Annotated in this window: 11 protein-coding genes; 6 read left to right on the top strand and 5 right to left on the bottom strand. The window is 37.9% G+C overall.

Going from position 1 to position 13281, the window contains the following annotated elements; all coding sequences use genetic code 11:
- Window positions 1-92 precede the first annotated feature (92 nt).
- From BMW39_RS11555 to BMW39_RS11545, 3 genes are all read right to left on the bottom strand, one after another.
- Window positions 93-515 carry an organic hydroperoxide resistance protein gene (locus BMW39_RS11555; protein WP_034975564.1) on the bottom strand — a complete coding sequence of 141 codons (423 nt, stop codon included), beginning with the start codon at window positions 513-515 and terminating at the stop codon, window positions 93-95.
- Window positions 516-649: 134 nt separating this feature from the next.
- Window positions 650-1846 (bottom strand): DUF1501 domain-containing protein, encoded by a 1197-nt coding sequence (locus BMW39_RS11550; RefSeq protein WP_034975563.1) that lies wholly within the window; start codon window positions 1844-1846, stop codon window positions 650-652.
- Between the two features lie 12 nt (window positions 1847-1858).
- Window positions 1859-3226: a DUF1800 domain-containing protein gene (locus tag BMW39_RS11545; RefSeq protein WP_034975562.1), complete on the bottom strand. Its 1368-nt coding sequence runs from the start codon at window positions 3224-3226 to the stop codon at window positions 1859-1861.
- A 217-nt stretch (window positions 3227-3443) separates the two neighbouring features.
- Between BMW39_RS11545 and BMW39_RS11540 the strand changes: the two genes are divergently transcribed.
- From BMW39_RS11540 to BMW39_RS11530, 3 genes are all read left to right on the top strand, one after another.
- The gene (locus BMW39_RS11540; RefSeq protein WP_034975561.1) at window positions 3444-4028 is read left to right on the top strand and encodes a hypothetical protein; all 585 of its coding nucleotides are present in this window, start codon (window positions 3444-3446) and stop codon (window positions 4026-4028) included.
- Window positions 4029-4206: 178 nt separating this feature from the next.
- The gene (locus BMW39_RS11535) at window positions 4207-4773 is read left to right on the top strand and encodes a YceI family protein (RefSeq protein WP_034975560.1); all 567 of its coding nucleotides are present in this window, start codon (window positions 4207-4209) and stop codon (window positions 4771-4773) included.
- 69 nt (window positions 4774-4842) lie between these two features.
- Window positions 4843-5484 (top strand): alpha/beta hydrolase, encoded by a 642-nt coding sequence (locus BMW39_RS11530; protein WP_034975557.1) that lies wholly within the window; start codon window positions 4843-4845, stop codon window positions 5482-5484.
- 6 nt (window positions 5485-5490) lie between these two features.
- On the opposite strand, the gene BMW39_RS11525 is transcribed toward BMW39_RS11530, so the two are convergent.
- Both BMW39_RS11525 and BMW39_RS11520 read right to left on the bottom strand, forming a co-directional pair.
- The gene (locus tag BMW39_RS11525) at window positions 5491-6036 is read right to left on the bottom strand and encodes a cupin domain-containing protein (protein WP_165569345.1); all 546 of its coding nucleotides are present in this window, start codon (window positions 6034-6036) and stop codon (window positions 5491-5493) included.
- 34 nt (window positions 6037-6070) lie between these two features.
- Window positions 6071-8224 (bottom strand): prolyl oligopeptidase family serine peptidase, encoded by a 2154-nt coding sequence (locus BMW39_RS11520; RefSeq protein ID WP_165569344.1) that lies wholly within the window; start codon window positions 8222-8224, stop codon window positions 6071-6073.
- Window positions 8225-8622: 398 nt separating this feature from the next.
- Here BMW39_RS11520 and BMW39_RS11515 point away from each other — a divergent pair, with 398 nt between their 5' ends.
- The 3 genes from BMW39_RS11515 to BMW39_RS11505 all read left to right on the top strand — a co-directional run bounded on the left by BMW39_RS11515 (window position 8623) and on the right by BMW39_RS11505 (window position 13147).
- Window positions 8623-10041: an L-serine ammonia-lyase gene (locus tag BMW39_RS11515; protein ID WP_034975553.1), complete on the top strand. Its 1419-nt coding sequence runs from the start codon at window positions 8623-8625 to the stop codon at window positions 10039-10041.
- A gap of 32 nt (window positions 10042-10073) precedes the next feature.
- A complete protein-coding gene (locus tag BMW39_RS11510) occupies window positions 10074-11309 on the top strand; it encodes a glycosyltransferase family protein (RefSeq protein ID WP_034975551.1) in 1236 nt (411 codons plus the stop codon).
- Between the two features lie 113 nt (window positions 11310-11422).
- Complete coding sequence (locus tag BMW39_RS11505) at window positions 11423-13147, top strand: DEAD/DEAH box helicase (RefSeq protein ID WP_034975549.1); 1725 nt, start codon at window positions 11423-11425, stop codon at window positions 13145-13147.
- Window positions 13148-13281 lie beyond the last annotated feature (134 nt).

The following is a 13281-nucleotide window of genomic DNA, read 5'->3' as shown; positions in this document are numbered from 1 at the left end:
TTAATTTAATCGTTTGCAATTTTCAAAGATAACAGATTTTATTTCTGTGTCATCCTGAACTGAGTCTGAGGACGAGTTTGGACAAACAAATTTTAGTCGTTGCTTACCGTCAATTTCACTTCCATATTTCCTCTTGTTGCATTGGAATATGGACAGATTTGATGTGCTTTCTCAATCAATTCCTGAGCTTGTTCCAAAGAAACACCTGGAATGTTCGCGTGCAATTCGGCTTCCAATCCAAAACCACCGTTCTCGATTTGTCCGATTCCAACTTTTGCTATTACGGTCGTTTCGCCAGTTTCTATTTTACTTTGTTTAATGACCAAGTTCAGTGCGCTGTCAAAACAAGCTGAATATCCTGCTGCAAAAAGCATTTCTGGGTTGGCAAAATCGTCGTTTGCGCCACCTAATCCTTTTGGCATTCTCACTTCTAGGTCAAGAATTCCGTTATCACTTTTTACGTTTCCGTTTCTGCCTCCTGTGGCTGTAGCGCCAATGCTGTACAATGTTTTCATTTTGTTGATGATTTAATTATTATTTGATGGTACAAATGTATGGTGTAAAATTATATTGTGTGCAACATAAAATGTAGTTTACATCAAAATGAATGATTGATGTAAACTATAAAGATGCTTTTTAAAGTTAGAAATTAAATAAAATCGTAGTAACCATTATCCTTTCCAAGTATTTTCTGGTCATTGGTATTCAACCATCTTTTCAGAACTGTGGCGTAAACTTTTCGGAAATCTTCAGTGTAAATCAAGTCACCGTCATTAAGTTTGGTTAAGTCCGGAAGTGGATTCAAAAGTCCTTTTTTCTTGAGTCCGCCGCTGATGAAGAACATTTGGTTGGCCGTTCCGTGGTCGGTTCCGTTACTTGCATTCTGCGCCACGCGTCGCCCGAATTCTGAGAAGGTCATAATCATCACATCATCGAATTTCCCGTTCTCCTTCATATCCTTCACAAAAACTTCCACCGCTTCATCAATCGTTTTAAACAACTGATTCTGTCTTTGATTCTGATTGGTGTGCGTATCAAAACTGCCAACAGAAAGGTAATAGACTTGCGTATTGATATCCGATTTAATCAAGGACGCAATTGTTTTGAAGTCTTTTCCAATCTGCGTGCTTGGATAAACTTTGTCCGTCGGTTTAGCTTTGCTTTCTTTGAAGACATATTCTGAATTGTTGACCGTATTTCCCAGCGTGTTGTAAAGATAACTTGCCAAATCGTGGTCGTGGTCGTGATTGTCCGCGGCCAGTTTTTTATAAAGCGATTCCTGACTGTTATCGAATAACTTTTTTGGGTCTTTCAAAGCGATTGCTTTTTTGTTTTCGCCTTTCATTGCGAGACTTAGCAGGTCATCAACTTCAATCGCTTGCGTCGGATTGGTGCAGTCGTGGCAAGCCTCATCCAGATATCGTCCAAGCCAGCCGGAATTGATGAATTCGTTACTCCCACTTGCGGATTGCCAGATGTCCATACTTCGAAAATGCGATTTGTTCGGTTCAGGATAACCAACATTGTTCATCACCGCCAATTCGCCATTATCGTAGAGGTTTTTGAAATATTTCAAACTCGGATTGATGGCTGCATCATCCGTCAGCAAGAGCGCCGTTTCTTCTTTGATGGAGATTTGATTTCTTGAGCTGTAATAGATATCATTTTTAATAGGAATAATGGTATTCAGTCCGTCATTACCACCAGAAAGTTGAAGAATGATGAGCGTTTTTCCATTCATTTCAATCGCTTCCGGAAGTGTCAGCGCACTTAGGAAATTTGGGAACAGAAATGAGGCAGCGGCAAGACTGCTGGTTCGTATAAACGTTTTTCTATTGATAATCATAACGGCTTATTTTTAACAAAGTTGATATTCCGGCGTCGACATTATACTAATCATCAAATGTTGTTTGCTCTTATCCGTATTGAACTCATTAATCATATTTCTGAGTTTTTCGGTGGGATTTGGCAGGAGCAAACTGAACAGGTCTTCATCCAAAATGTTACTAATACTTTCCCAGTGGATGCTGATTTTATTCTGATTTTTGTTCACGACCACTTTGTTTTCGCCTCTTCCCATATTCACGTCGTCGTTCGGTTTTGGTTCTACGTCAAGCGTTTTGTAGCCAGCCATTACAGATGGGATTTTCATCCTTAATAATAGGGTAGAGCTGTCAATCCATTCAGTTCCGGATGGCCAACCTGCGACGTTTGGTGGCTGTAAAAGATGTTGTCCGAGAAGTCTTTCGAAGTTGTAAATCATATTTCCGTCTTTCGTGTCCATTGGCATTATTCTGCGGATTCCGACAATCAAATCAATCGGGGATTTGACTCTGGCGCCAATATTATTCTCAGAATAAAACCAGTTGGAAAGGAAAATCTCATCCAACAAAGTCAAAATCTGGTAATCCGATTCGGAGAATTTCTGGCTTAAGGATTTGATTAATTTCTCTTCCGGCGTTTCATTGACCAAATATTTATAAATTTTTCTGGTGATAAATTCCGCACATTCAGGTTTTTCAAGAATCATATTAATGATATCGGTTCCTGTAAAGTTTCCTCGCTTTCCAAGAAATTCCTTTTCTCCGGAATCGTGCTGTTTTAAGTTTTCACGGAATTCTCCATTTTCGTCATAACTCCAGCCTGTGAAAGCTCTTGCAGATTCTTTGATGTCTTTCTCAGTGTAAAGATTTCCTCTGCCAACCGTGAAAAGTTCCATCAATTCCCGGGCGAAGTTCTCGTTGGCTTTGGCTTTTTTGTTTTGTTGGTTATTAAGGAAATTCAACATAGCCGGCGATTTTGAAACTTCGAAGACCAAATCCCGAAAACTTCCCAGGGCATTCTTCCTGAAAATATTAATGATATCAACATTAAAAAGAGATTGCTGAATCCTCGTGGCAAAATGGCCGTGCCAGAAAAGCGCCATCTTTTCCTGAAGCTGATTGGGACTGTTAATCATCAAATCCTGCCAAGCCTTTCCTATGGCTGCATTGTGGTTTTTATTATAAAGATTAACTGGCTTTTTATCAGTCGCTTTGGACATTTCTTGATACTGAGCATAAGAGATTTTGTAAGCTTCAATTTCAATCGGTTTATAGTTGGAAGTTGACTTCAATTGCTCATAAAGTTTCTTTTGATTGCTGCTCTTCAGTTTCTCGATATTGTTGTGGTGAACGCCAAAACCCGCTCTGGAAGCCAAATGTTTATTCTTAAGAAAGTTGTTCATATCTGTCAATTTTTTCCATTACAGAAATTTGAAAGTAATGATGACATCAAAAATTATGAAAACATCGGTTTGTGAATAAGTTTTAATATTTAATTGTGATTTTAATGGATTGAAAATTAGACGATTGATTTTTCTAATGTTAGATTGGTCAAACAATATTTCAGCTTTGGCACGGTATTTACAAGTAAGACCTTTGTAAAATTTAAAATTTAAAAATATGAAGTCTTTAAAACAATTAATAGCAGGAGCCGGAATTTTGGCAGGAGGATTATTGTCTGCACAAAGTGCAAATATGACTAATATGTTAAAAGTAGGCTTGAATGGCGGTGTTTCTACAGGTGGTAACACGGCTGCAAACCTTGGTGTAGATTTATCTTACCAACATTTGGTGACGCCAGGTTTTGGTTTGGGTATCGCCACTGGTTACAACAACTATTTTGGAAAAGATAGAAATGTAGCCATCAACGGCGTGAACGTAGATGTGAGAAACAATGACTTTGGAGTAATTCCAGTAGCAGCACTTTTCCGAGTGTATCCAAAAGAAATGGGATTCTATTTCGGAGCTGATGTTGGTTACGGATTCATCGTTGGAGATGATTATGTTGCAGAAAACGTAGCTGTTACAAGACCAGACGGAGGTTTCTACATCAAACCAGAAATTGGTTACCACAACCGTGATTGGAACTTCTTTGCACAGTACAACAAGACTTTTACTGGTGACAAAGGCCAGATTGCAGACCAGAAATATAACGCTGGCGCGATTGGTGTAGGATTTAGCTACAACATTCCATTAGGTAAGTAGATTCTAATTTTTTCGTTCTTTGATGAACCGGAGAAATCAAAACATTTTTCAATAAACTATGTACAATTAAAGCCCTCATTTTCGAATGTGGGCTTTATTTTTTAAAAACTTATCATACATCAATATTTATTTTGAATGATTCTAAGTAGATTTGCATCATTAAATAATTAAAAAAATAATGAAAAAAGTAGCATTACTTGCAGTATTGGTTAGCGGATTGGCTTTCGGACAAACAAAAAAATTGACAAGCTCAGACGTACACTGGTGGGGATATAAAATCGCTAAAACAGAAGCATCTTCTCACGATGGAACTGTAAACGTAAAATCTGGAAACCTTGTTCTTAAAAATGGAGCAGTTGTAGGTGGAACTTTCGTATTGGATATGACAAGTTTGACGGCTACAGATTTGACTGGCGAATACCAAGGAAAACTGAACGGTCACTTGAAAAATGGTGATTTCTTCGAAGTTGAAAAATTCCCGACTGCGACTTACAAAATCACTTCTGTAAAGAAAAACACAAACAAAGATTACAACTTTGTGGTAAACGGAAACTTGACTGTGAAAGGTAAAACAGCACCAGTTTCTTTCCCTGCAAAAATCACTTCTGCAAACGGTGTTGTGACTTTGGAGTCTGACAAATTCTCTTTCGACAGACAGAAATTTGACGTGGCTTACAAATCTACAATGCAAGATGTAATGGTAAAAGACGAAGTTGATATGAAAGTGAAAATCAGCGTAAAATAATTTTACCTAAAATAGATAATTTTGAAGGGCAGATTTTTTCTGCTCTTTTTTTGTTATTAAATTTGATTAATGAAACTTTACACCATCAGCGGTCTCGGTGCAGACGAAAAAGTCCTGGAAAAACTCACCTTCAATCCAAATATTGAGGTCGTTCACATTCCTTGGCTGATTCCGAATCTCAACGAAGATTTCTACGAATATATTTTAAGAATGTCAGAATCCATAGACGATTCCGAGGAATTTTATTTGTTAGGTTATTCTTTCGGCGGAATCATCGTACAGGAAATTCACAAATTGAAACCTGCAAAAAAAATCGTCATTCTGGGAAGTATTCGTTGTGATGCAGAAAAGTCAAGGCTAATAAAAGCTGGCCAAAAAACCAACGCTATCAAATACATTCCGACGAGGGTTTTCAATGGCAACACGACTCTGTTTTATTCATTTTTTAGAAAATTATTCGACCCGAAAAATCCGAGATTAAATCAATATTTCCGAGTGAAAGACCCCTATTACCTCAAATGGTCTATGGACAAGGTCGCGCATTGGAAATTCGATAAAATTCCCGATGTCATTCAGATTTTGGCGGACAAAGACATCGTTTTTCCGATTAAAAATTCCCAACCAGATTTCGTTATCAAAAATGCAACACACCTTTTCCCAGCCACCAAACCGAAAGAAGTGTCCGAGATTTTGAAGACGATTTTTGTTTGATGAAAATTAATCCCAACCTTCCGGAATAATGTCTGGCGAAATGGTTCCATTTTCACTGATATAACCGAAGAAATCTTCCACTTTTTTAGGAGCCGGTGAACAAATGACGACCACAGTTCCAGGATTATTTTCAATTGGATTGATGATGGTGTGCAAAGTTCCTCTCGGAATAAAAGCCGTGTCGCCGGTTTTCACTTTGAAATCCTCGCCTTCGATGTGCACGACAAATTCACCCGAAACGACGTAAATGGTTTCGTCTTCGTACTTGTGAATATGCGGTGGCGGACCGCCAATCCGTTCGAAAATCTTGGGCGTCGAGGTTTGGATGAATAAGCCTTCCTGCGTGTCCACCGAGGAAACCTTGCAATGCAAAAAAGCATCTTTGGGTTTTGTAAGTTTTCCATTAAACCTGCTTTCGTCCGCTCGTATGACAATTCCTTTTTTTGGAGCTTGGTCAATATTGGTTTTTTTACGGTCAAAATTGATGATGCCAGCAAACGAAAGTGTCGGTATTGCCAGCAAAGCACTTGCGATAAATTTTTTTCGTTTCATTGTGTTTGAGTTTAGGGTTATAAGATTTTTTTTTTTATTTAATTTGAAAATCCGGATGTCCACATTGCCAAAGGATAAAAGCGATTTTCTTAGATTCTTCTTTGAAATATTCATCTTTTGTACTGCCTCCAAAATGTCCAGCATTGTAATTCACATCTAAGAAAACGGGATTTTTGGAGCCATTTTCATTTTGCATTTTACCTGCAAATTTTGCTGGATTGTAACTTGCCACTCTTGGGTCATTGAAACCTGTTGTAACCAGAATTGCAGGATAATTTTCACCTTTTTTGATGTGGTGGTACGCATCCATTTCCAACAAAGATTTGAATTCCGTTTCATCTTTGATTGTTCCAAATTCTGCAATATTTCCAGGACCATTGGGGTCAAATTCAGCACGCAAGGTGTTCATCATTCCTACTTCTGGGATTGCAACTCTGTACAAATCTGGTCGCTCTGTTATTGCACGCCCGATTAATATTCCGCCTGCGCTTCCGCCAGTAATTGCCAATTTTTTAGCAGAAACATATTTATTCTGAATCAAATATTCTGCACAGGCATTGAAATCTTTCCAGGTATTTGGTTTGTTCGTTTTCTTTCCGCCCAAATGCCAGTCGTTGCCTTTTTCACCACCGCCACGTATGTGCGCAACGGCAATCACGGTTCCTTTTGTTAGTAGTGGAATGAATTCCGTACGGAAAGTCGGCGTGAGCGAAGTGCCATAAGAACCGTAGCCATACATATAGCCGATGCTCTTTCCGTCGCGCTGTACCTTGGTTTTGTCGTAGATGATGCTCAGAGGAACCATCGCGCCGTCGTGTGAACGCACCTCAATTTCTTCCACAACCAGATTTTTGACGAAGGGCATTTTGTAAATGATTTCAAATGGATTTTTGGTCATCTTCTCTGTTTCCAAATCAAAGGTTGAAAATTGATTGGGAATATTCCAACCACTGTTCACAAGCAATATTTCATTGTCTTGCGTGGAGATATTTCTCGCTTTGATATTTCCTTGCAAATTGATTTCTGGTGATGAGATTTTTCCCGTCTTCAAATCATAAAAGGATTGTTTGATGATTAATTCATTTTTACTTTTATTGATGATGATAAAATCTTTGGCCGAATATATTTTGGAAATTTTCCATTCTGGATTTCCTTTGAAAACAATTTCTGCCTTCTTCAAGTCCGGGTTTTGTAAATTGGTTTTGAGAATATTAAAATGAGGATTTCCTTTGGCCGAAAGCAAGTACAAATCGTTTCCGTAAGCAATGATGTTTTGAACTTCGTCAGACGCTGAGGTCAGAGGTTTCCAATTGATTTTGGTTTGATTCAGTTCAGATTTGGGAGCAAAATAGATGGTGAGATTTTTTTCAACCGTTAATTTTACCAAGAATAGATAAGGAGAATTTTCAAAAGTCATCAAGCTCGGCATTTCCTGCGGTTGCAGACCAAAATCTGGATGCGTCGTTGCGCTGATTACAATTTTGTCCGATGAAACCGGCGTTCCAACAATGTGAATTTTACACGGCATATTCAGCATCGTTTCTGGGTCGTGCACATCGTAATTTTTCAGTTGTGTGTACGTGATTTGGTCGTTGCTTCCCGAAACGAACGATGGGCCAAGCGCCAAAGGAATGATTTCGGGTAAAAATTTTCCTGATTTCACATCATAAATATGCAAATCACTCACTTCATTTCCCGCCTCACTCAGAGAAAATAGAATGCGCGAACCATCATTGCTAACAAAGGTTTCAAAGTCAAATGTCTTACCTGCCACGTGGGTTTGCGGGTCAAATATCAAGGTTTCTTTTCCTGTTTTGATGTCTTTAGAATAAAACTTATTCACCTGCTCGCCGGGCAGACTTTTATCATAAAAGGACAGTCCGCCAGCTTTTGCAACAGGATTGTAACGCACAGAGCGCATCGCATCCAGGTCTCGGAATTCTTGGACTAATTTTTCCTGCCCTGGCATTTTTGCCAATTGAGAATTGGTGTATTCCGATTGCGCTTTGAACCAGTTGATGACTTCAGGATTTTTGATATCCTCAATCCAACGGTACGGGTCATTGATTTTCATTCCCCAATGCGTTTCTACAACATCCACTGTTTTTGATTTGGGATATTGATATTGAGCTTTTAAGGTGCTTGTTGCTACTATGATAGCAGAGAAAGCAAGAATTTGAATTTTCATTGGTTTAGTTTTATGGTTATTTTTTTGAAGTGATTTTCCCACTTTTTGCATTCGATTTTACATCATCTTCTATTTCTAATTTTTTTTCATTAATGATAATTTGATTTTTGAATCAATAAAACTTAGAATTAAAGGTGAAAAATATAATTTACTCAAGTGAAGTCGTTGAAAAATAAACGCTTATCTAAGTTAAATAAAATATTGATGCGATAAAATGAAAATTAAATTATTTTCATGATATTTGGCTAATTGATATTTTATATTCATTTAAATAATGTATTTTGTTGATTAATATTCAAATCGTAATTTTTAATTGATGCTTGATTTAACGCTATTTTTTACGACGAATTGCATAGACTTCAAAAATCAATTACTTTTACCGCAATCAATTTTTCTTAATGGAATCTATCAGTGTTTTTGATATTATAAAAATCGGAATCGGACCATCATCTTCCCACACAATGGGACCTTGGAACGCATCCAAGATGTTTTTGGATTTGGTCAAGCGCAATCATTCTTTGCAGGAAGTGAAGGAAGTTTTTGTGGAATTCTTCGGCTCATTGGCAAAAACTGGCGTTGGTCACGGAACCGATATTGCAGGAATGCTCGGCCTCAGCGGAGAAAACTTCCGAACGATTGATACCAATAAGATTGATGAGAAAATTGATAAAATAAAATCAGAACAAAAAATCCATCTTGGCGGAGAGATTTGGTTGCCATTTATTTATGGTCATCATTTAATCCTTAACAAAGAAAAATCCCTCGATTTTCATCCAAACGGGATGATTTTCAAAGTGGTTTTCGAAAATGGTGAAGTTTTCAGTCAGGATTATTATTCCGTTGGAGGCGGATTTGTTGCCACTACCGAAGATAATTCGATGGAAGACCGTTGTGTCCGCACGCTTTATCCTTGTCATCACGGTAGCGACATTCTGAAATATATTGATAAACTCAAGCTTAATAAAATCTCAGACTTGGTTTTTCAAAACGAAGAATCCTGGAGAACGCACGAAGAAACGCGCCAGAAAGCATTGGAAATCTGGGAAAACATCAAAGATTGCGTTTACAAAAGCATCAACAAAAAAGGAATTTTACCAGGCGGACTCAACGTCACAAGACGAGCTTCTGAAATGAATGAAAAACTCCTAGGAACCCAGATTTACAAAAACAAGAACGAGTGGTTCGAAATGGTGAAAAGCGACCAGAAAACCTTCAGTTCTGTGACAAAATGGGTTTCTTGTTTTGCACTCGCTGTCAATGAAGAAAATGCCTCTTTCGGAAGAATTATCACGGCACCTACAAACGGCGCAAGTGGTGTGATTCCAGCAGTTCTGATGTATTCGCAGGTTTTTACTGAATTTAATTCTGAGGAAGATATTATCAGATTCCTATTGGTTGCAGGTGAAATTGGAACTTTATTCAAAAAAAATGCAACTATTTCTGCTGCAATGGGTGGCTGTCAGGCAGAAGTGGGCGTTTCGTCCGCAATGGCAGCAGCTGGACTTACAGAGATTTCGGGTGGAACACCAGCCCAAGTTTTGATGGCCGCAGAAATCGCAATGGAACATCATCTAGGACTGACTTGCGACCCAATTGGCGGACTTGTTCAAATTCCTTGCATAGAAAGAAATTCTATGGGTGCGATGAAAGCAATCACAGCAGCATCTTTGGCGTTAGATGGCGATCCTTCGAAAGCGAAAGTCTCTTTGGACAGTGTTATCAAGTCAATGTGGGAAACGGCGTTGGACATGAATTCGAAATACAAAGAAACCTCGGAAGGTGGTTTGGCTGTGGCGGTGAATGTTGCGGAATGCTAATATATTTGAATTTTTTTGGCTAAATTTAAATTGTGAAAAAAGTAATTCGATTTTTCCTTCAGCAAAAAATATTTATTTTATTCAATATTCTGGTTCTGTGCGCCAAAATATTTTATTCGTCATTGCATGGTTTTGAAGGATTGACCTTTGAAGATTGGAGCATCGCCAACAATCTAGCGAAATACAATGTCTATTCTGAATATATCAATCTTGGTCCTACGGCTTACAAGCTTCCTTTGTATCCAATTTTATTGTCGATTTTCATAAAAATTTTTGGCGATCATGCGATGGCGGCTGTCATCATTTTTCAGCATCTCATTTATTTTTTGATTCCATTATTGATCATTTCGATTTCGAAGATCTTTGATAAGCTAATGATCGGTCTTGTCACGAGCTATCTTTTTATCTTATCGCCAGCTTACTTTTTCTATTCCAATACTCTGGAGATCACGAATGTTTTTATCATTATTTTTCTCAATTTTCTGTTCTGGTTTTTGCTTATCTGGGAAAAAGGGAGTTTGAGCAGAAGATCAATAATTCTAGCTATCAGTACAACTTTGCTTTTCCTGACTCAGGTCATTGCAGTTCCGTTTTCAATTGTTTTATTGTTTTCTTTGTTGATTTTTAAGAAGGTAAAATTGAAACAGTTCTTCTTTATAATTTGCACCGTTGGTATTTTATATTCGCCTTGGGTGATCCGTAATTATGTCGTTTTTGATAAGTTGATCATTGCAAAGACGCCAGTGTGGCAAAACATACATTTTGGTTATTTTTCCGAAGTGCAAATTTTCGAATCTTTGCAAAAAATACCATTTGAAAAAGGAGAGGAGATCAAAAGACGACGTTCCAAAACAGATGAATTCACGATGGAGGCATTTTACAAAAAGGAAGTCAAGGAACTTGAAAAAAATGACCGATATATCTCTGTTCGAAAGGCTTTCGCAAATGCATTGATGTTGTGGTATGTGCCGTCCAGATATTTTTATGACAATTCTTTATCGATATTACTAGGTCGCAAACTCTACGTGATTGTTATTAATATTATGTCAATATTGGCCATGATAGAAATGTATAAAAGACGTCATTTGTTTCTATTGATCTTTACACTTGTCTTATTTGCTAATTTTACTTTACCTTACACGATAGGACATGCGGCCATGACCAGATTCAAACTTGATTTTGAATGGTACCAACTTTTTTTGGTCGCCTATTTTATCTATTTTAAAACGAATAGGAATTTGTATTTGAAAAAGACCGAGACTTTATAAATCGAATATTCCAATATTAATTTTCCGTAATAAGGAATCGTTAAAAAAGAAGTCATTTTGTTATCAAAAATAAAAAGTGTATCTTTGCACCAATTATTAGACGATCTTTTTAAATGAATTTATTTACGGAATCCAATCTTAGCGCTGAAGTTCTTCAGGCGATTGGCGACCTCGGCTTCGTAGAGCCGACAGAAATCCAAAAACAGACTATTCCTTTTATCTCTACAGATACTCGCGATCTTATCGCACTTGCGGCAACAGGAACAGGCAAAACAGCAGCGTTTTCGCTTCCGATTTTGGATATGATAGACGACAAGAGTCGTAAAATCCAATTATTGGTGCTTTGCCCTACTAGAGAACTTTGCCTCCAGATTACCAAAGACATCAAGAATTATACTAAATACCTTAGAGACATCAAGACTACTGCAGTCTATGGTGGTAGCAGTATTATGGATCAGATCAAATCTCTTAGAGAAAAACCACAGATCATCGTGGGAACTCCAGGACGTGTGATCGACATGATCAACAGAAAAGCATTGGACTTTTCTGAAGCTCAATGGGTAGTGTTAGACGAAGCTGACGAAATGCTTTCTATGGGTTTCAAAGATGATTTGGAAACTATATTGAGAGAAACGCCAGATACAAAACAAACTTTCCTTTTCTCTGCTACAATGAGCAAAGAAGTGGAACGTATTTCTAAAAATTATTTGACTAATCCTCATAGAATTACTATCGGATCTGTCAATGAAGTGAAGAAAAACATCACGCACGAATTTTATGTGGTTGGTTACAGACAGAAGAAAGAAGCTCTTAAGAGACTGATCGACGCTAATCCAAACCAATATTCCATTATTTTCTGTAGAACAAGAATGGAAACTCAGGAGGTTGCAGACTTCTTGATGCAGAATGGTTACGCGGCAGATGCACTTCACGGTGATCTTTCTCAGGCGCAAAGAGATACAGTAATGAAGAAATTCAGACTGAAAAACATCGATATTTTAGTAGCGACAGACGTTGCAGCTAGAGGATTGGATGTGGATTCTTTGACACACGTGATCCATTTCTCTTTACCAGATGATCCGGAAGTTTTCGTTCACAGAAGTGGAAGAACAGGACGTGCAGGTAAAAACGGAATCTCGATGACGTTGGCAAAACCAGAGGAAAGCAGAAAAATGAAGCAGATCAAGGCTGAAACCAAGATCGAAATCGTTGAGAAAAAAATCCCTACTGGAAAAGAAATTATTAAAGCGCAAGTTGGCGGTGTTTTCGAAAAGTTATTGACGGAGCACGTAGACGTTATCGATTTTGACGAGAGTTTGATCCCGGATCTTTCAGCTTTCACTAAGGAGCAGTTGGTAAGCCAACTATTGCAATTCCAATTGAAGGAAATGGCTACTTACTATCAGAATAGCAATGATCTTGCAGATCAGAAATTCGGTAACAGCAGAGACGACAAGCCAGGAAGAAGAGATAGAGACGGCAGAGACAGAGATAGAGGTTCTAGAGATGGCGGTTCTTTCCGAGACAGAGATGGCAGAGGAGATCGTGGTGGATCTAGAGATGGCGGTAGAGACCGTAAGCCTAGACGTAACAACGAAGATATGGTAAGATTCTTCTTCAATCTTGGAAAAAGAGACCAATTGAAAAAAGTGGACATGCTGGAGATCATAAACAAAGCGACTTCTAAATCTAAGAAAAGAGCGGATATTGGTGAGATCGAGATCTTGGACAAATTCAGTTTCTTCGAAATTGAAAAGTCGTACAAGAATGAAGTTATGGATGGATTAACTAGTATGAAGTTTCGGGGAAAAGAAATGAGAGCAGAAGTAGCTCAATAGTCAAAAAAGCCGAAAATTTATAAAATTTATAAAACGTAAAAGCCTGCTAATCAGCAGGTTTTTGTGTTATTTAATCTTAATAATTAATTAACATAAAAATTTCCATTGCCTTTTGTTTTTTAGTCATATTTGCA

The organism is Epilithonimonas lactis (assembly GCF_900110605.1).
Taxonomy (GTDB): Bacteria; Bacteroidota; Bacteroidia; order Flavobacteriales; family Weeksellaceae; genus Epilithonimonas; species Epilithonimonas lactis.
The sequence above is the reverse complement of the archived record's forward strand: the minus strand, read 5'-3'. Positions and strand labels throughout refer to the sequence as shown.

What these genes read in the sequence shown, in the direction of transcription:
- BMW39_RS11540 (WP_034975561.1), top strand. Translation starts at nt 3,444, where the DNA reads ATGAAGTCTTTAAAACAATTAATAGCAGGAGCCGGAATTTTGGCAGGA.
- BMW39_RS11505 (WP_034975549.1), top strand. Translation starts at nt 11,423, where the DNA reads ATGAATTTATTTACGGAATCCAATCTTAGCGCTGAAGTTCTTCAGGCG.
- BMW39_RS11545 (WP_034975562.1), bottom strand. Translation starts at nt 3,226, where the DNA reads ATGAACAACTTTCTTAAGAATAAACATTTGGCTTCCAGAGCGGGTTTT.
- BMW39_RS11515 (WP_034975553.1), top strand. Translation starts at nt 8,623, where the DNA reads ATGGAATCTATCAGTGTTTTTGATATTATAAAAATCGGAATCGGACCA.
- BMW39_RS11550 (WP_034975563.1), bottom strand. Translation starts at nt 1,846, where the DNA reads ATGATTATCAATAGAAAAACGTTTATACGAACCAGCAGTCTTGCCGCT.
- BMW39_RS11525 (WP_165569345.1), bottom strand. Translation starts at nt 6,036, where the DNA reads ATGAAACGAAAAAAATTTATCGCAAGTGCTTTGCTGGCAATACCGACA.
- BMW39_RS11520 (WP_165569344.1), bottom strand. Translation starts at nt 8,224, where the DNA reads ATGAAAATTCAAATTCTTGCTTTCTCTGCTATCATAGTAGCAACAAGC.
- BMW39_RS11555 (WP_034975564.1), bottom strand. Translation starts at nt 515, where the DNA reads ATGAAAACATTGTACAGCATTGGCGCTACAGCCACAGGAGGCAGAAAC.
- BMW39_RS11530 (WP_034975557.1), top strand. Translation starts at nt 4,843, where the DNA reads ATGAAACTTTACACCATCAGCGGTCTCGGTGCAGACGAAAAAGTCCTG.
- BMW39_RS11535 (WP_034975560.1), top strand. Translation starts at nt 4,207, where the DNA reads ATGAAAAAAGTAGCATTACTTGCAGTATTGGTTAGCGGATTGGCTTTC.